This is a genomic window from Geminocystis sp. NIES-3709, assembly GCF_001548115.1.
GTDB lineage: Bacteria > Cyanobacteriota > Cyanobacteriia > Cyanobacteriales > Cyanobacteriaceae > Geminocystis.
The window spans coordinates 3,597,324-3,619,241 of record NZ_AP014821.1 but is presented as its reverse complement, the minus strand read 5'-3'; the positions used below and the strand labels follow the sequence as shown (position 1 = coordinate 3,619,241).

Sequence of the window (21,918 nt, the reverse complement as noted above, 5' to 3'; positions counted from 1 at the left end):
CTTCACATTGGATCTTATCATTTTCTTAAGCTAAAGTTTCTGGTCTGTACCCTAAACCTTTGATAAATTCTTGGCGAAAACTTTCAATAATAGAACAGTTTGGTCTTCCATGAGATATGATCGCAACTCTATAATTACGCATTACCTCGATAGGGGAATCACCTATATCCAAACTCCAAAAAACCATCTCTAAACGGACACCTAAATTAAAACTCATACCCAATTCTGACAAAAAAGCCTTAATATTAACATCTTCACTTTTAGATAAAACATAAGGAGTTTTAATTCTAACAACCCACCCATTAAGTTGATGAATAATTGTTAGAGAAGCATTCTTAAGAAAAACCATTGTTTCTACATAATCAATTACTCTTAAAGTTAAACTAGCATTTGGCAAAAAGTACACATATTCCATCTCTCTACTCCCATCAAAACCTAAAGAATTTCCATAGTTTATATTATCAACCATAATTAGAAGAGAAAAAAAGGGTTAAATTCCCCTTTTCGATCGATTCATGTGGGTAAAATCCCTCTAAGCTAAACTGTAGAACTTTTGCAAAAATAGTTTTTTTTGCTTTCCCAAACTCTCAGTATGGGGGGAGGCTTTTTGTTCTTAACCCTTGAGAATCAATAGTTACGTAAGTTCTGATTTGTATTCAGGATGTTTTTATGAATTTTATTAATAGTCGCAGTTGCTTTTATCCTAGAATGTCAGATACAACCTAAAATTAAGTTATTTTGTCAAAATACTCTCAATTTATTTGATATGAAAATCATCCATCTTCCTTTCTGCTTTTACCCAGATGCGATGGGTGGTACAGAAGTTTATGTAGAAGCGTTAGCAAGGGAATTAAGTAAACAAGGAATCACTAATATTATTGCAGCACCCTCTTTTAATAATCAATCTTACACTTATAACCAATTATCCATTAGACGTTTTGCTATATCTTCAGAGATTAAGTATTTAAAAGAAATTTATGGAGAAGGCGATCGTCTTGGAGTAATAGAATTTGGGAAAATATTAGATCAAGAACAACCAGATTTAATTCACTTTCATGCTTTTACTCGTGGTGTCTCATTACGCATGGTGAAACTAGCAAAATCGAGAAAAATCCCTGTTATTTTTACTTATCATACCCCTACGGTTAGTTGTCAACGGGGAACTTTATTACAATGGGGTACTCAAGTCTGTGATGGTGAAATACAATTATCTAAATGTACAGCTTGTACTTTACAAGGATTAGGTGTGAATCGAAATATTGCCAACATTATTACCTATTTACCGTCTATCGTCAGTAAAACTTTAACTCAAATAAACTTGAGTGGTGGTATCTGGACAGCTTTACAAATGAAAGAATTAGTTAATTGTCGTTCTCAAGCCTTTCGATCGTTGATGAAAGAAGTTGATCATATTATTGCCGTGTGTGATTGGGTGAAAAATATCTTAATTATTAACCAAGTTCCTTCGGATAAGATTACTGTTATTCGACAAGGATTATGTCAAGAAATTCGAGAAGATTTAAGACAATCCGTTGGAAATGAACAAAATAAACCCTTACGGTTAGTGTTTTTTGGTCGTATTGATCCCACCAAAGGAATTGATATTCTTATTGAGGCATTAATGGCAGAACCGAAACTTAATGTAACTTTAGATATTTACGGAATTTCTCAATCTGAATTTTCTAGTCTTTATGAAAATAATATTGAAGATTTAGTCCAAAAAGACGATCGAATAACCCTCAAAAATCCCGTATCTTCAAACATGGTAGTAGAAACAATGAAAGAATATGATTTGTTGGCGGTACCCTCTCAATGGTTAGAAACTGGGCCTATGGTAATTTTAGAAGCCTTTGCCGCAAAAGTTCCTGTTATTGGTTCTAATTTAGGTGGAATAGCTGAATTAATCAAACATGATGTTAATGGTTTACTCGTAGAAGCCAATTCAATTCGATCGTGGACAACAGTAATAGGAGAACTTTGTGATAATAGGAATAAACTAAATACCTTGAAATCTGGGATCAATCCTCCCCCTCAAATGAGTTTAGTCGCAGATAGAATGAAATTAATTTATCGTACCCTAATTACCTGATGTGTTAAATTTAAAACAATTTAATCAATCCAATAAACTAACAGATGTTTAAATTTGAGCAAAACTCAGCATCAGAAGAAGAAATCCAACGTTCTTATTATCGACAAACGGCACAAAATTATGATCAATTCCATCTACACGAAAAAGATGTCCATTACTTTGCATTAACTTTTATGTTAGGGGCAATAGGGTTTTTAGATGCTCAATCTGTTCTTGATGTGGGTGCAGGAACCGGAAGAACGGTGAGTTATATTAATCAAAGATGTCCTAGTATTAGGATTAAAGGAGTTGAACCAGTCAAAGAATTACGAGAAATTGGTTACTCTAAAGGTATATCCGAAAAAGATTTAATTGAGGGAAATGGCTTATCACTTGATTTTGAGGATAATTCATTTGATATTGTTTGCTGTTTTGGAATTCTTCATCATATAAAAACTCCTAGGTTAGTCATTGAAGAAATGTTGAGAGTATCGAAAAAAGCAATTTTTATTTCTGATGGCAACAATTTTGGACAAGGTACTTTTTTGTCGAGGACTTTAAAGCAAAGTTTCAACTTTTTGGGTTTATGGCCTTTAGCGGATTTTATTAAGACAAAAGGTAAAGGTTATACAATTTCTGAAGGAGATGGACTCGCGTACTCCTATTCTGTTTTTAACGATTTTAACTATATTCGTAGGAACTGTAAAACTGTTCATCTTCTGAATACATCAAATACAAAAGGAGCCAATTTATACAAAAATTCAGATAGTATCGCTCTTTTAGGCATTAAATAATAAATAATATTTTATGAAAACAAAACTTTGTTTAATAAAAGATAGAAAATATGATGAAACAACTTAACACTGTTTTAAGGCATACTAATTTGGCAACAATGAACAATGTACAGTTGACAGTTGATAATTCTCAATTCTCCATTATTGACATATGATTAACTCTGAAAGGAAAAAATGAATTACAGCATCAAATACTATCAAGTATTACTTCGCATTCGTCCAGCTCAATTAGGTCATATTGTTAAGCAGATTTTACAAATTAAGCGAAAGAACATTGCAACTACAACAGGTTATATTTTTTTTGCTGATCCAGTTTCCGTTTTTGGCTTCACATTATTGTCTGAGGGGATGTATGAATCTCAGATGACAAAACTGCTAGAATTGCTTCTACGTCCTAATGATAATTTTTTAGATATTGGTGGAAATGAAGGATATTTCTCGGTAATTGCTTCATCATTAGTTCAAAAAGGTAAAGTTTATTGTATTGAACCTCAGAGTAGATTACAGGAAATTATTTCAGAAAATATCAAGATTAATAAAAGCAATAATATTAATTTATATCCTGTGGCAATTTCTAATCAAGCTGGGGAGGTGGAATTATTCTTAAGGCCTTCTACGAATACTGGTGCTAGTAGTTTATTTCGTCATTGGAAATTTGGAACGTTTAAAGAAACTGTACCGACTATTACTTTGGATCAGTTTTTTGAAAAAAATTTAATCGATCGAGTTCGGTTAATGAAAGTAGATTGTGAAGGTGCCGAGCATTTAGTATTTGCAGGAGCAACAAAAACCCTTCAAAAACAGATAATTGAATTTATTGCTTTGGAATATCATCCAATGATATGTGGAAAAGATAAGTGTAATGAAATTCATAATCAACTATATAGTTCTGGTTATATTCTCACAAAAGTAAATGATCAATGTATATATCATCTAATAGGAGCAGAAACAGAACTAAAATCTCTGGGTAATTTAAGTAGCAAGTGTAATTGGGATATATAAGCTAGAGACATCTGAATGGATTTTCATAGCTCCGAACAAAACAAAATAGCTACACTATTCCTTAGATGTGTTAAATTCAAAATACTTTCTATAAAAAAGATATGAACGTTCTCGAAAAACTTAGCACTGGTTTAAGACATAGTAAATATTTAAACAATAATTATCGTTTTTGGAATTTTGTCCGTCCTTTATATAACAGATTTATTGAAGTATATGGAAAAAATGGTTTACAACGTAACATTAACGGTAGAGATAAAATATTAGTGTTGCCAGAATTTAGGGGCGTTTCAGAAATTTATGAACCGGATGTTTGGCATCATCTTATGAACAATATTAAAGTTGGTGACAAAGTTGTAGATGTAGGAAGTTATATCGGGTTATATGCGATCGCCATAGGTAAGCGAGTTGGAACACATGGAAAAGTTTTTGCCTTTGAACCAGATCCCATAAATTTTCAAAGTTTGAAGTCCCATATTAGTTTAAATTTAGTTGAAGATATAGTCGAGCCTATTAATATGGCAGTAGCCGATAAACAATCGATCGTTAATTTTCAATCAGGACGAAATAGTCAATCTTCTATTCAAGAAACTTACTCCTCAGAAACTATATCTGTTCATTGTGTATCGTTAGACGAGTATTTTCAGGAACCAAAAGTAGATATTGTGAAAATTGATGTTGAAGGTTATGAAGAAAAAGTGCTTGAAGGTTGTCATCAGATACTTTCAAATAAGCATCAAAGTCCTCGACTTATTTATATAGAGGTTCATCCTTTTGCCTGGGAAAAGGTGGGTACATCGTGGAATACACTATTAAATTTATTATCAAAATATGATTATGAAGTTTTTACTTTAGATGGCACGTCTCCAAGACAAATTACATGGTGGGGTGAAATTATCGCAAAAAAAATCATTAGTTTTTAAAAACTACTCAAAATAGTATTATAAACTATATAAATTTAACGATTTCTAATGAAGCAAAATCGCATTTTATATATTCAATACACTAACCCCGCCGGTTATCCTCCCTTAGAGCATAGTTCCCAAATATTAGCAAAAGAAGGTTGGAAAATTCTATTTTTAGGTACTGGAGCGTCAGGTGCAGATGCTTTGAAATTTCCAGCTCATCCAAATATAACTATTTATCAAATCCCTTTTTGTGAGGCAGGTTGGCGGCAAAAGTTGCATTATATAAGGTTTTGTTTTTGGATCTTTATATCCGTGCTACGTTGGCAACCTCAATGGATATATGCTTCAGATATTTTAATTTGTCCGATCGCATATCTGTTAACTTTTTTTCCGCAAGTTAAGGTTATTTATCATGAGCATGATTCTCCAACTACAACCTCCGACAGTTTATTTATAAATTGGTGTTTACAAGCAAGAGTTAAGTTAGCCTATCGAGCTAAATTCTGCATTTTACCGAATCAAGACAGAGTTAATAAATTTGCCTTAGAAACGACAACAGACAAACAAATCTTTTGTGTTTGGAATTGTCCTCGCCGACAGGAAGTATCTGATACTGATTCATTCACTCAAAAAAATGAATTATGGCTTTGGTATCATGGTTCTATAGTTCCTTCTCAACTCCCGATGACTGTGATTAAAGCAATGGCAAAATTACAAAAAAATATCAAGCTCAGAATAGCCGGATATGAAACAATCGGACATCAGGGTTATGTACAAGAACTACAAACATTGGCAAATACAATGGGTATAGGCGATCGTATTCAGTATGTCGGAACATTCTCTCAACGCTCAGAATTACTTGAATCGTGTAGTAAATGTGATATTGGCTTATCGTTATTCATTAAACCCACGATGCAACCCATGACAGGTGCTTCTAATAAGCCTTTTGATTACTTAGCCTGTGGTTTGCCCTTAATAGTTTCAGATTTACCAGACTGGCAACAGATGTATGTTAAAACTGGTTATGGTTTAGCCTGTAATCCTGAAGATATAGATAGTGTCGTTAAAACTATACAATGGTATTCACAACATCCGCTCGAAACGAAAACAATGGGAGAAAAAGGACAACAAAAAATTTTAGATGAGTGGAACTATGAAACTCAATTTGAGTTAGTTAAAAATCAACTTTGAATATAAGCTATTATCTATAAGCTATTAGCTAAAAAAACCAAAAATAATAAGTTTATGTTGGCTATTATAGAAACTCATCCCATTCAATATCGATCGCCTGTATATCAAACTTTAAGTACTGATATAGGTATTCCTATGACAGTGATTTACGGTTCTGATTTTAGTATATCAGGATATAAAGATAAGGAATTTGGCACACAATTTGCTTGGGATATAGACTTACTTTCAGGCTATTCATCGCAATTTTTATCTAATGTCAAAACTGGAGGTGCTAAATCTTTTGATGATGTTTCTTCAAGAGGATTAGCAAAATTGTTACGGGAAATCAAGCCAAAAGCTGTTTTAATTACGGGTTATAATCATGCTTTGTATAAAAGTGCTTTTTATCACAGTTGGAAATTAAACATTCCCATTCTATTTCGGGCAGAGACAACGGATTTTGCCATGAAAAGAAATTCGATCAAATCTTGGTTGCGCGGCCGAACTTTATCTTTCCTGTACAGTAATTGTTCTAAATTATTATATATTGGTAACAATTCTCGAAGGCATTTTCAACGATTAGGGGTAGAAGATGAAAAATTGATTTTTTCTCCTTATTGTGTTGATACTCGATCATTTAAACTTAGTAAAATCGATCGTCAATTATTAAGAAGTAATACACGACATAATTTAGGTATTCAAGAAAATCAGAAGGTTTTGCTATTTTCAGGTAAATTAAGTTATCGAAAAGGAGTGGATTTAATTTTACCAGCCATTCAAAAATTACCTCAAGAGATTCAAAAACAGTTAGTTATATTATTTTTAGGAGATGGTGAATTAAGAGGAGAGTTAGAAAAACAAGCTCGTAGCTCATCCTATACAAAAACTCATTTTCTAGGTTTTCAGAATCAAACTCAATTGAGTAAGTATTATCATTGTTCAGATATATTAATACTTCCTAGTCGTTATTCTGAAACTTGGGGGTTAGTTGTTAATGAAGCGTTGCATCATGGATTACCTTGTGTTGTGTCCCGAGCGGTAGGATGTGCTTCGGATTTAATTAAATCAGATATAACGGGTTATACTTTTGAAACAGATTGCCTTGATAGTCTGACTCAAATGATAAAAAATAGTTTGGACTTATGCGATCGAGTAGATACACTAGAAAAATGTCAAGAACAAGTTAGTCATTATTCTGTGGCAAAAGCGGCCGAGGGAATAGCTATCTCCTATGATTTTATTTTAAAATGAGATAACTAATAATGAATTCTTTACAAAAAAATCTTTCTCTACCGAAGTCTAAAATGCTAAATATTAAACAAAAAATAAGGGATATTAAACATTTAAAATTCAACTCCAGTTTTTTAAGAAATATTTTGTCTCTTTATTATCAAGAAGGTAAAACATATCCTCTGATTTTCGGTCAATTACGGGGATTAAAACTTATTTATGATAGACAAATAAACTATCATGCTATTCTCGGATTATGGGATACAGAGACGTTTGAGATTTTATCGAAAGTTTTTGAAACACTAAATTTAAAGAATAAAGAAATAACAGTGTATGACATTGGTGCGAATATCGGGATTTACTCTCTTTGGTTTGCTAAAAATATTTCTCTAGATTCTGTGATTTATTCTTTTGAACCATCTCCTCAAGTCAAGGATAAGTTAAAATCTAATATTAAATTAAATCTCTTCAACAATATTGATGTTGTTGAACTTGCCTGTTCAGATCAAGTGGGAAGTGTTGAATTTTTCATGGCATCTCATCATCATTGTTCATCTCTTAATCAAGAATGGGCCGCAGGTTCAGATAAAGACATTAACATGACCGAGAAAATAGTAGTTAAATGCACTACATTGGATGATTTTTGCTATGGGCAAGAACCTCATAAAACACCCGATTTTATTAAAATGGATATTGAAGGTGGGGGGGTATTTGCTCTGAAAGGTTGCGATCGTTGCATTAATGAAAGTCAACCAATTTTATTGATAGAATCTCATATTCCAGATGAAGATAAAGCGATTAGTGATTTAGTATTACGTCATAATTATCAAGTTTATAGGCTTAATAATCGAAAATGGGTTACGGAAGTACATGATACATTTCCTAATCCAGAAGGTATTTGGGGAACATTACTTTTAGTACCGAACAAATTTAAGCAACTCTTAGTAGAAATACTTCCTTAATAAAGAAAAAAATTTCGTGAAATTACTGATTATTGGTTTGTCTAATATCACACATCTTGGGGAGGCTTTTTTTAAAGTAGCCAAAAATTTAAACCTCGAATCTAAATTGATTAATTCATCTTTAGCCTATCAAGCACCCAAATTAATCAAACAAATTAATTGGCATCTGCGAGAAAAATATCCTTCAAGACTAAATAGTTTCAGTCAAAATGTATTACAAAAATGTATTGATTTTCAACCTTATTGGATTTTAACAACAGGAATTGCTCCAGTAAATGCTCAAGTTTTACAAAAGATAGGGGATTTAGGGATTAAGCGTATTAATTTTCTCACCGATGATCCTTGGAATCGGGCTCATTATCCCCCTTGGTTTTTTAAATGTTTATCCCATTATGACGTTATTTTTACTCCAAGACGTGGCAATATTAATGATTTAACGGAAATGGGATGTAAAGATGTAAGATATTTATCCTTTGGTTATGATCCCGATTTATTTTATCCTGAAATATTAACAAGTATTGAGCAACAAAAATATCAAGCAGATGTTGTTTTTGCTGGTGGTGCTGATAACGATCGAGTTCCTTATATTAATGCTTTAATAAAATCTGGAATTAATTTAGCTTTGTATGGCAGTTATTGGGAAAAATATCCCGAAACAAAAGCGTATAATTTAGGTCATGCAGATATTCCCACTCTGAGATCTGCGATTGTTGGTGCTAAAATATCCTTGTGCTTAGTCAGAAGAGCAAATCGTGATGGTAACTGTATGCGAACTTTTGAAGTTCCCGCTATTGGTGGTTGTATGTTAACAGAAGATACTCAAGAACATAGAGAAATCTTTGGCAAGGAAGGAGATGCAGTTCTTTATTTTAAAACCATTTCGGAAATGTTGGAAAAAACTCGTTGGTTATTAGATCATGATCAAGAGCGTCAAAGATTAGCTAAAAATGCTCATTTACTAATTACTCAAGGACATTATACTTATGGCGATCGTTTAAAAACTATGTTGGAATTATGAAAAGTAAACTAAAAATAGCGATCGTAGTTCATGGTCGTTTTTATGCTTTTGACTTAGCTAGAGAATTAATTCAACAAGGCCATGACATAACTTTATTTACCAATTATCCTAAAAACATCGTCGAAAAATTTGGCATCCCCCCACAATATGTGAAAACTTTCTTGCTTCATGGTATTCTCACTCGTATTTTTCATAAATTAACTCAAGTTTTACCTATTGATAGTTTTGATTTTTTCTTTTCTCCTTTGTTTTCTCGATGGGCTACCAAAATTATAATAAAAGAAAATTACGATGCCATTCATTGCTTTAGTGGCATTGCGGAAGAGTTATTTAAAGCTATTCCTGATACTACTATCAAATTTTTAGTCAGAGGTTCTTCTCACATTAAAGTACAAAAACAACTGTTAGTAGAAGAAGAAATCCGAGCTAATAAACTGTTAAATCAATCGATCGAAATTGATCAACCTAATGATTGGATTATTCAAAGAGAAGAAATAGAATATCAGTTAGCCGATCGAATATTAGTACTGTCAAGTTTTGCCTATAAATCTTTTATCGAACAAGGATTTCCACCCCATAAATTAAAAATTCTTCCCCTCGGTGCTCAATTAAGTGTCTTTCGTCCAGATATAGAAATTATTGAAGCTCGTTGTCAAAGAATTTTATCAGGAAAACCTTTAAAAGTTTTAATGGTTGGTACTTTTTCATTACGAAAAGGTGTTATCGATTTTGTTAAAATTGCTAAAAATGCTAGTAGTAATTTCCAATTTCAATTTGTAGGTGGAATTACATCCGACGGATATTGTTTATTTCAACAAAATAACAAGTATATTGATTTTATCGATCGACAACCAGAGTCAGAACTCAAAGAATTTTATCATAATGCTGATATATTTATTTTTACAACGATCGAAGATGGTTATGCTGTGGTGTTATCCCAAGCTCAGGCGGGAGGTTTACCAATTTTAGCTACAACTAACTGTTGTGCACCAGATATTATCGTAGAAAATGAAACAGGTTGGATATTACCCATTCATAATTCTTCTGCTTTTGTTGAAAAGTTACAATGGTGTCATGGCCATCGTCAAGAATTATCAGAAATGGTAACAAAAGTATATCAAAATTTTCAACCAAGAGATTGGTCAGACGTAGCTGTTGATTTTAGTAAAACAATAGAAAATTATTTAACTCAAAAATAAACATAATTCAATGGAAAATCGCTCCGACTTAATAATCTGGTTAGTAATTTGGATAGGGATCTGTATATCCATTCTTTCTAGCCAGTGGAGTCAAAAAGTTCCCAGTGTTGGTTTACCCTTTGCTTATTTATTAAACTTATCCATGATTCATTTTGTGGGAGGATTAATTTATGCTTTGCCTTGGTATGAAGCTAAAAGTGCATATTTAATTCAATCTGGAGCTAACTATACTCAGGTGTCCACAGGATTTATTCAAAGCGTATATGGAGTCATTGGCTTTGGTATAGGTAGTATAATATTAGCATATTGGTTAGTAACACTTATCAAACCGAGATGGCTGAAACTAATTCCTCAAAAGCCTGATTTAAAACTACCCACAAAACTATTGAAAATAGGATTATTATTTTTCTTTTTCATAAGTCCTAATATTGTCAAGATTCAAGGATTACAAGGATTTTCGACTTCGGGAATTTATTTATGTGTGGTGGCACTCTGTTTAGCTTGTTGGCGATCGTGGTATCTAGGAAATAAAAAACAACTTTTATTTTGGATCGGAGTTAGTTGTATTTTGCCTATTATTACGATTAATCTTTTAGGCTTTATTGGTTATGGTGCTTCCGCCAGTTTAATTATTTTGATTTTTGTATCGAGTTTTTATCGTCCGAAATGGCATACAGTCCTTATTGGCCTTTTGGTGTTTATTTTTGGTTTATCCGTTTATGTTACCTATATGAGAGATAGAGGAGAAATTAGAGCGATCGTTTGGGGAAATCAAAGTATTGAATCGAGATATGAAAAAATGGTCAATACCTTCAGTAATTTTGAAATTATCGATTTTTATAATCAACGACATTTAGAAGCGATCGATACTCGACTTAATCAAAATGGATTAGTTGGTAAAGCAGTAGAATATATAAACGATGGACAAGCCACATTTGCTTTTGGTGAAACACTGTGGGAAGCATTTATCTCACCTATTCCCCGTCTTCTATGGCCAGATAAACCTATTTTTGCCGGTAGTGGGAATCTGGTTTCTTCTTTTACAGGTCAAAAATTTGCAGATAATACCAGTGTAGGTGTTGGACAAGTTTTAGAATTTTATATTAACTTCGGCTCTGTGGGTGTTTTTGTTGGTTTTTTAGTCATGGGAATCGTTATTAGAATTATTGATATGGCGGCGGGATCTTATTTAATAAATGGAGATTGGCTTGGATACACTTCATGGTTTTTACCCGGAATGGTATTACTGCAACCGGGAGGATCATTAACTGAGATAACAGCTTCTTCGGCCGCATCTGTTGTGTTAGTTGTAATAATGAAAAAATTTATCATCAAACCACAGAAAAATATAACAGTTCTTAATAATTTGGACTCTAGTCATAAACAAATAAATAGTAAGCAAGAAAATTTTTGAAAAACAGTATAGCGATATAAACAGAATGAACAGCAAAACTTTAAGGTTAGTTCAAAAACATTTTTCTTTTCTACATATATGGATTCCTAAACTATTTGAATGTAAAGGCGGAATACAAACTTACTCAATATTTTTTGTTGAAGCGATACAAAATTGTCTTCCTAATACTAATTATGAATTATTTATAAAACATGACAAAAAAACTCCGTCTTATTTTAATCCCATAAGTAACATAAAGTTTCACTATACAGGAAAGATTTTAATTTCTCTAAGAACTTTAGTTTTTGCTTTGCAACTTTTTGTCTGGGGAATATTAAAAAAGCCCAATTTAATTATCTCTACTCACCTTAATTTTACTCCTGTCGCATATCATTTAAAACGATGGACAGGTATTTCTTATTGGATTGTTGCTCATGGAATTGAGGCTTGGAACGTTAGTAATCCTAGATTACAAAAAGCCCTTAAAAACGCTAATTTAATTTTAGCTGTCAGTAACTATACACGAGAGCGATTAATTAAAGAACAGAGTCTTAATCCCGACACAATAGTTGTTCTTCCGAATACTTTTGATGCGGAAAAATTTAAAATAGCAATTAAACCCGATTATTTACTGGAACGTTATCAACTTAAACCTCAACAACTGATTATTTTAACCGTCGCTCGTCTTTCTTCTAGTGAGCAATATAAGGGGTTTGATAAAATTATTCAATGTTTACCGACAATTATCAAAGTTATTCCTCATGTTCATTACATATTAGTGGGAAAGGGAGATGATTTATCTCGTATCAAGAAATTGATTAGGGATTTGAATTTGGAAAGTTATGTAACTTTAACTGGATTTGTTTCTGATGAGGAACTGTGTGATCATTACAATCTTTGTGATATGTTTGCAATGCCCAGTAAAGGAGAAGGTTTTGGGATTGTTTATTTGGAGGCTTTAGCTTGTGGTAAGCCCACATTAGGTGGTAATCAAGATGCAGCGATCGATGCCTTATGTCATGGGGAATTGGGAGCATTAGTTAATCCCGATGATATTGAGGAAATTGCTACGACTTTAATTTCCATTTTACAGGGGAATTATGATCACCCTTTAATGTACCATCCCCAAAAGTTGAGGGAAAAAGTTATTGAAATATACGGTTTCGATAAATTCAAAAAAACTTTAGATGGTTATTTATCTAATGTTACGGAAAATTGAAATTAAGCAAGTATAAATCACCTCAAACAATCTATACTGACTTAAGAAACGATATTAAAACACAATAAGTTATCTTGGTGAGATTACTTAGAGAACTTTAAATAAGAGTCTTAGCTCAATTAAAAGATTATATTATTACTCCCCGAGTAGGATTCGAACCTACGACCAATCGGTTAACAGCCGACCGCTCTACCACTGAGCTATCGAGGATTGCTCACATTTAATTATTATAGCAAGGGATTTAAAAAAAAGCAATAGGCGTTTTAATTTTTTTCCGTCAATACTATTAATATTTATCATTTCGATCTATGCTAGAGGTAACAAGTTTAGAGGTTGATCTATGTTGACCGAACATCGTAACATATCGCTTTCTTATCTTTCGACTAATTTGGAGATTTTAGTCCATTTAGATGCGATCGCCACATTATATCAAAGAGATAATGGTAGATTTCATATTGTATTGAACAATGTAGAATTTAGTAAAATTACCGATGATACCAATTTTTATTTTCCCACGGAAGAAGGAGAAGAAAGCCAAAAAAACTTAATTTGGTTGGAGATTTCACCTTTTAGGGTAATTATGACTCAACAAAGCAAAAATGGCGTTAACTATCGTCATTATTGGGAGAAAGGAATATATGGCAAAACTCGTTATTGGCTCAACGATAATGAAGAAGGAGAAAAACCCAGTAATAGTATTTATTTGCACAATTTTACTCGAAATTTTACTTTAAAAGGGAAATCAATCCCTGAGTCTCTGAGAATTGAATATGAATTGTGGAGTAATCGTCTTAATCTTGGTCATTATGTTTTACATTTGGAAGTCAATTAGACTCGATCGCAAAATGTATAAGGTTGCCATCGTGTTAAAAATTTATTTATGTAGAACTATTGGTAATCGTTTTAATTACCAGCATTTTATGAAAAAATAAAAGAGCCAACTTTTGTTAAATTATTAATTGTGGTTTTAATTATTTATTAATGGTGTAGTTTGGTATTGGCTTTCAATTTTTGTTGATTCTGTGATAAAGCCTAATGCCATTAGAGGTTTGTTAGGTGCTTTGAGTACAACGTATTTTGAAGCATTTGTCTTTTACAATAAAATAATTATGTCAAAAGTTCTTTAATCTAAATTAACTACTACCATGTCAAAAGTTCAGACGATCGCACAAACCGCTAAAGATAAAGCCTCTCAATTAGGAATTATAAAATTTGACATCTATGGTTCGGGGGTTGACCAAACTAGCGTACAAGTGTTTCAAGGTGAACCAAAACAGGTTAAAGCATCTCAAAAATCAAGTGTTATTGTTAGAGTTTGGAATGAAAAACAACAAATTGGAGTAACTTCAACGACGGATGTTGATCCTGTGGGCATTGAATTAGCTTTGAAAACTGCCCTCGAAGCCAGTTATTTTGGTGTTACAGATCATGTTCCTGATTTTAGTACGGAAGCTAAATCTCCTTTACCTACGGTTACGACTGAATTGGGTAATCCTTCTCCTGCTTCGGAGTTAATTGAGAAGTTATTGAAAATTGAACAGGATTTATTAAATTCCCATGAAGCGATCGCCTCTGTTCCTTATAATGGATTAGCAGAACAAGAAATCGAAAAATTTTATCTTAATAGTGAAGGTGCGTTAAGGGAAGAAACTCGATCGTTTGCATCCATTTATTTATACACCACCACGGAACAAGAAAACCGTAAACCCCGTAGTGGAGGAGCGTATCAGGTAGCGAATACTCTTGAAAAATTAGACATTAACGGTTGTTTTCAGGAAACTGTTGAAAAAACCCTGAGTCACCTCGATTACCAACCTATCAAATCAGGAAAATATCGAATAGTTTTTTCTCCTGAAGCCTTTTTAAGTCTTCTCGGTGCATTCAGTAACCTTTACAATGCTCAAAATATTCTTGATAAACAAAGCCTTTCTACTCCCGAATCGCTAGGGCAACAAATTGCTTCTCCTTTGCTATCAGTAAGTGATAATGCTTTACATGAGGGAAATATAAGTGCAGAAACTTTTGATGGAGAAGGTACACCTACTTGTAACTTACCTATTATCGAAAACGGAATTTTAGTGAATTTTTTACATAGTAGTGTCACTGCTAAAAGAATGGATGCAAAACCAACAGGTCATGCTAGTATCGGAGCAAAAGTTGGTATTAGTCCAAACTATTATCATGTTTTTCGTGGACAACAACCCACCACAGAATATAGTTTAGATAGTGTTGAAAATGTTATTTTAATTGACGATCTTCAAGCCTTACACGCTGGAGTTAATTCCTTACAAGGTTCATTTTCTCTACCTTTTGATGGTTGGTTAGTCAATAAAGGAGAAAAAGTGAGTATTGAGGCTGCTACTGTTGCTGGAGATTTTCTGGAAGTCTTAAAATCGATCGTTTTTGTGGAGGAAAAACCGGAAATTACTCCTAGTGGTGTTTGTCCTCGTATTTGGGTAGATAGTCTTTCCATTACTGGACAATCTTAATTTTCCCAATTGATAATTGATCCATTCAGGGTTTAAAGTGTCCCCTTTCTAAGGGGAAAAAAATAATTGACAATTTTTCCCTATCTACTCATTTTTTTCTTTGTATTAAATAAAATTAATCTTTTTTTTATAACGGCTCAAAATTTTCTAAAAAAAATATAAAAACATGAGATTACTTAAATTATTTTTAGTGTTAATGTGCTTTGTTTTATTTGGATTTTTAATTTATTTATTTGGTGTTTTATCTTTTGCTTTTAGTATGAGTGGAAATCCTTTTTTAGGATTAATTTTTCTATTAATTCCTTTTATTATTTTAATATTTTCCTTAAAAGCTGTTATTAATTTGTAGGATTTCTTGGGCAACTTTATCACTTACTGAATCAACACCATTGTCTAAAGTTTGGATCATTTTCTCATAGTTTAATTTTAATTTTTCCTGTTGATCGAGATTAAATAATAACTCTAGAGAAAGATTAAAAATATTTTGAGAAGTTGCCTTTTCTTGCAATAATTCAGGAACAATTTCTTCCATTAGGACAAGATTAACTGGAGACATGAAAGGTATTGAAAAACGTAAAATTTTACGAGCGATCGATATAGTGAAAGGATTAACTTTATAGATTACAACTTGAGGAATTTTTAATAATCCTAATTCTAAATTTACTGTACCTGATTTGGTTATGGCTAAATCTGCTCCGGCTAAAACATCTAAAGTTTCTCCTTCAAAAAGATTAATTTTTACGTCATATTGATTAATTAATTTTTCAATTTTTTCTCGATATTTAGGTAAAGAAATTGGTAAAAAAAACTTAGCTAACGGCATTATTTTTTGAATTTTTTGAGCAGTTTCTAACATTACTGGTAATAAATATTTTAGCTCTTGTTGACGAGATGCGGGTAATAAAAGAATCATTTTTTCTTCTTCTTTAATACCTAATTTTTCTCTCGCAATTTCTCTTTTGGGTGCATTTTTCATTCGATCGACTAAAGGATGTCCTACATAAGTACTATTTAATCCTTTTTCTTGATAAAATTTAGCTTCTTCAGGAAAAATAGCAAGTAATTTGTCGGTAACAGCTATTAATCGATCAAGATCTTGTTTTCTTGGTGTCCAAACCCAAAATTGAGGACTTATATACCAAATTATGGGGATTTTTGGATATTTTTTTTTGAGATAAGATGCAATGGTCAAATTAGGGCCTAAATAATCAATTAAAACAATAACATCAGGTAAATTATTTTCCAAATATTGTTTTGCTTTTTTTTGAATTTGCCATGTAGGAATAATGAAAGGTAAAGATTCTAACAATCCAACAGAACCGATAGCCGTAGTATCAGCAATAATATTAGCACCATTCGATCGCATTTTTTCCCCTCCTAAGCCTTCCACTTGTAAGGATAGATGCTGTTTTTCGGCTTCTCGATAAAGCGCTTGAACTAATAATCCTCCTTGTAAGTCTCCTGATACTTCTCCGGTACTAACAAATATCCGCATAGCGATCTCTACTGTAAAACATCATTGATTTTACCTTAATTTGTGGTTGATAGTTGATCTTATAAAGATTAACAATTGAAGGGGGTATTTTCTTGGAAAGACACAAAGATGCAAAGGTTTTAGATACAATTTATCAGATATTATTTTTCATTAGCAATAATTTATGGTTAGATTGATTATGTTAGGTGGTCCGGGTTCAGGAAAGGGTACTCAAGCCTTAAAAATTGCTCAAGATCTTGATATTACCATCATTTCTACTGGAAATATTTTGCGTAGTGCGATCATTTCTGATGATGATTTAGGAAAAAAAGCAAAAGAATATGTAGAAAAAGGGGAATTAGTTCCTGATAGAATGATGATTGAATTTATGAGAAAGCGTCTTTTACAAGATGATGCGGCTAAAGGTTGGGTTTTAGAAGGTTATCCTCGTACTGCATTTCAAGCAGAAGAATTAGATTTTTTATTAGATGATTTAGATCAAAAAATTAACTATGCTATTTACTTAAATGTGAGTGAAGAAACTATGATTCAACGCTCATTAAGTCGAGGAAATATTGACGATAAATTAGATATTCTTCAAAAAAGAATTGAGTTATTTAAACAGCGAACAACTCCTATATTAGAATACTATGAATATAAACATAATCTTATTACTGTATCTGGTGAAAACTCGATCGAGCAAATAGAACAAGAGATATTTAATAAAACTAAAACAATTTAATTTTTAGAGAATTTAACTAAAATTATTTAAGGTGATAAATTAGGGAAATTTAAAGAATATTTAACACATTGAATTTAGGTAAGACAAAAACTTAGATAACATGACATTTTTTGAAACAATAATAACTGCGGATGGTTCGGAAACTTTTTATTCTTCACAATTTGGGGAGACATTTCACACTAAATATGGTGCTAAAACTGAAGCAGAAATTACTTACATTCAAGGTTGTCAAATTGCTGAAAAAATTAATCAAAAAAATAGTATTAAAATTCTTGATGTTTGCTATGGCTTAGGCTATAATACAGCAGCAGCATTAGATTATATTATTAAACTCAATTCTCAATGTTCAATCGAAATTATTGCCTTAGAATTAGACGAAACTGTACCTTATCAAGCCATAAAAAATAATTTATTACATCATTGGTCATCAGATATTATTAAAATTTTAACCCAATTATTAGCAGAAAAAAAAGTTAATTTACCTTTAATAAAAATGCGATTATTGATAGGAGATGCAAGACAAACAATACAAACATTAGTAGCTGAAAATTTCCAAGCTGATGCTATATTCCTCGATCCTTTTTCTCCTCCTAAATGTCCTCAATTATGGACTGTAGAATTTCTATCTCTGGTGAGTAAGAGTTTAAATCAAAATGGGATCATTGCTACTTATTCTTGTTCGGCGGGGGTGCGTAAGGCTTTTCAACTAGCTGGTTTCACCATTGGCAATAATCTTTCTGTGGGAAGAAGATCTCCGGGAACTATTGCAACAAAAGGACTTCAACCATTATCACCTTTAACACAGATGGAACTGGAACATTTACAAACTCGTGCGGCAATTCCTTTTCGAGATTATACTTTTCAAGATACCGCAGAAATGATCATATCTCGTAGAGAAAAAGAACAGTCTATTAGTATATTAGAACCTACTAGCCAATGGAAAAAACGTTGGTTTTCATAAATTTTCTTCTCTATTCGTCATTCTGATTATAAGGAGGTTTAGATTCAGCCGCTTTTAAGGTGGAGTTTTGTCGATCGTGGTGGGGGTATAATAAGATTTGTCCTTGAGATGGTTTTTTATCTACTTGATAGCCTTCTCCTTTACGTCTAGCGGCGGTTTTTTCATCGGTAGTGTTTTCAGCAATGACTTCATAAAGAATCGCTAGTTTCTCTTTTTGGTTGGCTTTACGCAAAATGCGCCCTAGTCTTTGGATATATTCCCTAGTTGAACCAGTACCCGATAAGATAATAGCTATTTTAGCATCAGGAACGTCCACCCCTTCATTTAAAACATGGGATGCCACTAAAATTTTATAGTCCCCTTGACGATATTTTGTTAAGATTTGATGACGCTCTTTAACAGGAGTTTGATGGGTTATAGCCGGTATTAGGTATTGTTGAGAAATGCGATAAACTGTAGCGTTGTCGTTAGTAAAAATAAGGATTTTGTCTGGATAATGTTCTTCTATTAGTTGAATTAATACTCTTAGTTTAGCGGATGTTCCCCCTGCTATTTCTTTTGACTCTCTATGAGCTAACATAGCACGTCTTCCTTGACTCGATCGAGCGCTGGCTTTAATAAATTGTTGCCATCCATCCATACTAGAAAGAGAAATTTTGGCTTGACGTAGGAAATCATTACGAATTTGGATAGCAGTTTGATACTTTTCCTTTTCTTCGGGGGTGAGTTGTACTTTTATAGGGATAACCTTATATTCCGCTAAAGCATCTCCGGATAACTCCTTCGAGGTTTTCCGATAAACAACTTTACCGATTAACTTATCTAAATGACGATGACTACCATCTCCTCTTTCTGGGGTAGCGGTTAAACCGAGTCTATAAGGGGCAATAGATTCTTCTGCAATTGCCTGAAAAAAATCCGTAGGTAAATGATGACATTCATCAAAAATCAGTAAACCATAAAGATTTCCCAAAGCAGTAGCATGAATAGCCGCACTGTGATAGGTAGAGACTAGAACTGGAGTATTATCATGAGAACCTCCCCCAAGTAATCCAATTTTTGTCTTGGGAAAAGCCATCTCTAGTTGTGCATACCACTGTTGCATTAAATCTAAGGTGGGTACAACAATTAAAGTAGTTTGCTTGGTATCAATTATAGCTAATTGTGCCAAATAGGTTTTTCCTGCCGCTGTTGGTAACACCACTACTCCTCTACCATTAGCATTTTTCCATGCTTGTAATGCTTCTTGCTGATGAATATAAGGGGTTTTTTCATCACAATTAACAATCTCTAAGGAGAAAAATTCTTTAGCAGAATCAATAAAAGGTATGTCATTTTCTTTTAAAGTCTGAGTCAGGGAATGATAATAAATAGCAGGTATGCGAAACTTCTCAATTCTGTCATCCCATGTGGCAAAATCAATCCATGCCTTTCCTTTTGGTGGTGGATGTAAGATTAAAGTACCTCGATCGTAAGTTAGTTTACTAGAACGACTCATAATAATTAGGGGTTACTAAAAAAGTATTTTGATGAGGAGTAGGTATTAGGTTAAATAATCAAAAATCAAAGCGTTGAGATTTTGTATATACATAAAACTATAAACTTGTTTTAAAGAAAAAAAGGTCAAAAATGCTGAGTTTTTGATGAAAAATCTTGCCGATACCTCATAATTTAATCTTTATCTTTTCAATGTTCCAACTAATTAAAATTATTGCAAAATACTTGCATTTAAAAATCTATTTTGCTATATTGATATATTAATTTAATTAATAAATATTTGCAACTAGCTTTGAAAATAAGCTAATTTTAGTAAATAATTTTTTTAACCATTGAGGGGATTATTACAATGCCATTATTGGTTTTTTCATTGATTATCCCAACTCTAATTAATCATAATATTTCTTTTGATAGAAAACCTGTCAAAGTCAAAATGTTAAAGGTGGTGTTACTTAATTAATATCTCACAATCAATAGAGAATAGTAATTATTGATGTTGATAATACATTTTCCGGTGGGATAGTTATGTGAGTAATGGATCAAAGACAAGAGATGGAAGAAAGAATGATGACGATCGTAACCAAAACAAAATAATAAATAAAAGAGGATCAAAAATGACGAACAATAAAAAATCTAAATCTCTCGAATTACTTTTAGCATTAAGTTTAACCACAACAATGGGAACAGTTGTTAATGCACAAGAAACACTCACAACAAATTTTTCCCAATTAACACCAAAATCCCAGTTTTTCGCACAAGGTGGTGAAGGCGGTGAAAGCGGTGAAACCATTGAAAATACTAAACCTAATGACGGTGGCGAAGGCGGTGAAGGTGGTGAAACCATTGAAAATACTAAACCTAATGACGGTGGCGAAGGCGGTGAAGGTGGTGAAACCATTGAAAATACTAAACCTAGCGACGGTGGCGAAGGCGGTGAAGGTGGTGAAACCATTGAAAATACTAAACCTAGCGACGGTGGCGAAGGCGGTGAAGGTGGTGAAACCATTGAAAATACTAAACCTAGCGACGGTGGCGAAGGCGGTGAAAGTGGTGAAAAATATAGTGAAGGAGAACAGGCTAACGCCGATTTTAAAGATAAAGTTACCCGAATAGAACTTCTCAATAATTTGCGTCAAGGTGGTTATATTATTTATCTTAGACACGCTCAAACGGAAAAAGATTATGCAGATCAAATAAATGCTGTTATGGGAGATTGTTCGAGTCAAAGAATGTTAAGTGAAGTGGGATGGAATCAATCAAAAATGATTGGACAAGCCTTCAGTAAATATCAAATCCCAGTAGGAGAGGTTATTTCTAGTCAATATTGTCGGGCATGGCAGACAGCAGACTTAGCTTTTGGCAAATATGTCAAAAATTCCGCCCTTAATTTTCCTAAAGCAGAGGATTATACAGACGAACAAGTAGCTCAAATGAAAGCCCAATTAATGCCCTTATTGACTAAGACTCCTCCACAAGGCACAAATACTATTATAGTCGGTCATGATGATTTGTTTGAAGCCGCAACAGGTATTTATCCGGCACCTCAAGGTATGGCTTATGTTGTTAAACCTGATGGAAAAGGAGGGTTTGAGTTAGTGGCGAATATGCTACCAGAAGAATGGGATAAATTAAGTCAAAATTAGTGTTACTGATATAATATTCTTATGTAAGTTGTATATATCTCAAAACGTAAAGATTTCGTCATTAGTCATTGGTAACAAGGATTTGGCTTGATTTTTGATAATCTTTGATTGTTTACAAATCATTTAGGATTATTGTAGTGTTAATAATTGCT

The 21,918-nt window shown here is 32.8% G+C and carries 19 protein-coding genes and 1 tRNA gene; 16 read left to right on the top strand and 4 right to left on the bottom strand.

What is annotated here, in order from left to right; translation table 11 throughout:
• Nucleotides 1-25: 25 nt before the first annotated feature.
• Complete coding sequence (locus GM3709_RS15390; protein ID WP_255359665.1) at nucleotides 26-469, bottom strand: hypothetical protein; 444 nt, start codon at nucleotides 467-469, stop codon at nucleotides 26-28.
• A gap of 297 nt (nucleotides 470-766) precedes the next feature.
• On the opposite strand from GM3709_RS15390, the gene GM3709_RS15385 reads away from it, so the two are divergent.
• The 11 genes from GM3709_RS15385 (at nucleotide 767) to GM3709_RS15335 (ending at nucleotide 12,960) form a co-directional block, all read left to right on the top strand.
• Entirely contained in the window at nucleotides 767-2,089 is a 1,323-nt protein-coding gene (locus GM3709_RS15385) for a glycosyltransferase (protein ID WP_066120996.1), read from the top strand.
• Nucleotides 2,090-2,133: 44 nt separating this feature from the next.
• Nucleotides 2,134-2,862, top strand: a complete 729-nt coding sequence (locus GM3709_RS15380) for a class I SAM-dependent methyltransferase (protein ID WP_066120994.1) — start codon at nucleotides 2,134-2,136, stop codon at nucleotides 2,860-2,862.
• 174 nt (nucleotides 2,863-3,036) lie between these two features.
• Nucleotides 3,037-3,864 (top strand): FkbM family methyltransferase, encoded by an 828-nt coding sequence (locus GM3709_RS15375; protein ID WP_066120992.1) that lies wholly within the window; start codon nucleotides 3,037-3,039, stop codon nucleotides 3,862-3,864.
• Between the two features lie 101 nt (nucleotides 3,865-3,965).
• Nucleotides 3,966-4,784, top strand: coding sequence for an FkbM family methyltransferase (locus GM3709_RS15370; protein WP_066120990.1), 819 nt, complete (start codon nucleotides 3,966-3,968; stop codon nucleotides 4,782-4,784).
• 48 nt (nucleotides 4,785-4,832) lie between these two features.
• Complete coding sequence (locus GM3709_RS15365) at nucleotides 4,833-5,960, top strand: glycosyltransferase (protein ID WP_066120988.1); 1,128 nt, start codon at nucleotides 4,833-4,835, stop codon at nucleotides 5,958-5,960.
• 54 nt (nucleotides 5,961-6,014) lie between these two features.
• On the top strand, nucleotides 6,015-7,190 hold the full coding sequence (locus GM3709_RS15360) for a glycosyltransferase family 4 protein (protein WP_066120986.1): 1,176 nt from the start codon (nucleotides 6,015-6,017) through the stop codon (nucleotides 7,188-7,190).
• A gap of 11 nt (nucleotides 7,191-7,201) precedes the next feature.
• On the top strand, nucleotides 7,202-8,131 hold the full coding sequence (locus GM3709_RS15355; RefSeq protein WP_066120984.1) for an FkbM family methyltransferase: 930 nt from the start codon (nucleotides 7,202-7,204) through the stop codon (nucleotides 8,129-8,131).
• Nucleotides 8,132-8,168: 37 nt separating this feature from the next.
• Nucleotides 8,169-9,149, top strand: a complete 981-nt coding sequence (locus tag GM3709_RS15350; protein WP_197671848.1) for a glycosyltransferase — start codon at nucleotides 8,169-8,171, stop codon at nucleotides 9,147-9,149.
• Entirely contained in the window at nucleotides 9,146-10,348 is a 1,203-nt protein-coding gene (locus tag GM3709_RS15345; protein WP_066120981.1) for a glycosyltransferase family 4 protein, read from the top strand. Before GM3709_RS15350 ends, GM3709_RS15345 begins: the two co-directional genes overlap by 4 nt.
• Before the next feature lie 10 nt (nucleotides 10,349-10,358).
• The gene (locus GM3709_RS15340; protein WP_066120979.1) at nucleotides 10,359-11,762 is read left to right on the top strand and encodes a hypothetical protein; all 1,404 of its coding nucleotides are present in this window, start codon (nucleotides 10,359-10,361) and stop codon (nucleotides 11,760-11,762) included.
• Between the two features lie 25 nt (nucleotides 11,763-11,787).
• Nucleotides 11,788-12,960 carry a glycosyltransferase gene (locus GM3709_RS15335; protein WP_066120977.1) on the top strand — a complete coding sequence of 391 codons (1,173 nt, stop codon included), beginning with the start codon at nucleotides 11,788-11,790 and terminating at the stop codon, nucleotides 12,958-12,960.
• A gap of 138 nt (nucleotides 12,961-13,098) precedes the next feature.
• Here the strand turns inward: GM3709_RS15335 and GM3709_RS15330 are convergent.
• Nucleotides 13,099-13,170, bottom strand: a tRNA-Asn gene (locus GM3709_RS15330).
• A 130-nt stretch (nucleotides 13,171-13,300) separates the two neighbouring features.
• On the opposite strand from GM3709_RS15330, the gene GM3709_RS15325 reads away from it, so the two are divergent.
• On the top strand, nucleotides 13,301-13,792 hold the full coding sequence (locus GM3709_RS15325) for a hypothetical protein (protein WP_066120975.1): 492 nt from the start codon (nucleotides 13,301-13,303) through the stop codon (nucleotides 13,790-13,792).
• Between the two features lie 313 nt (nucleotides 13,793-14,105).
• Nucleotides 14,106-15,449, top strand: coding sequence for a TldD/PmbA family protein (locus GM3709_RS15320; RefSeq protein ID WP_066120973.1), 1,344 nt, complete (start codon nucleotides 14,106-14,108; stop codon nucleotides 15,447-15,449).
• 325 nt (nucleotides 15,450-15,774) lie between these two features.
• Here the strand turns inward: GM3709_RS15320 and lpxB are convergent, their stop codons facing one another.
• Nucleotides 15,775-16,944, bottom strand: coding sequence for a lipid-A-disaccharide synthase (gene lpxB, locus GM3709_RS15310; RefSeq protein WP_066120969.1), 1,170 nt, complete (start codon nucleotides 16,942-16,944; stop codon nucleotides 15,775-15,777).
• 163 nt (nucleotides 16,945-17,107) lie between these two features.
• Between lpxB and GM3709_RS15305 the strand changes: the two genes are divergently transcribed.
• Both GM3709_RS15305 and GM3709_RS15300 read left to right on the top strand, forming a co-directional pair.
• Complete coding sequence (locus GM3709_RS15305; protein WP_066120967.1) at nucleotides 17,108-17,665, top strand: nucleoside monophosphate kinase; 558 nt, start codon at nucleotides 17,108-17,110, stop codon at nucleotides 17,663-17,665.
• 100 nt (nucleotides 17,666-17,765) lie between these two features.
• A complete protein-coding gene (locus tag GM3709_RS15300) occupies nucleotides 17,766-18,626 on the top strand; it encodes a tRNA (5-methylaminomethyl-2-thiouridine)(34)-methyltransferase MnmD (protein ID WP_066120965.1) in 861 nt (286 codons plus the stop codon).
• Nucleotides 18,627-18,636: 10 nt separating this feature from the next.
• On the opposite strand, the gene GM3709_RS15295 is transcribed toward GM3709_RS15300, so the two are convergent.
• Nucleotides 18,637-20,124 carry a DEAD/DEAH box helicase gene (locus GM3709_RS15295; RefSeq protein ID WP_066120963.1) on the bottom strand — a complete coding sequence of 496 codons (1,488 nt, stop codon included), beginning with the start codon at nucleotides 20,122-20,124 and terminating at the stop codon, nucleotides 18,637-18,639.
• A gap of 526 nt (nucleotides 20,125-20,650) precedes the next feature.
• On the opposite strand from GM3709_RS15295, the gene GM3709_RS21545 reads away from it, so the two are divergent.
• On the top strand, nucleotides 20,651-21,766 hold the full coding sequence (locus GM3709_RS21545) for a histidine phosphatase family protein (RefSeq protein ID WP_231937578.1): 1,116 nt from the start codon (nucleotides 20,651-20,653) through the stop codon (nucleotides 21,764-21,766).
• Nucleotides 21,767-21,918: the final 152 nt, after the last annotated feature.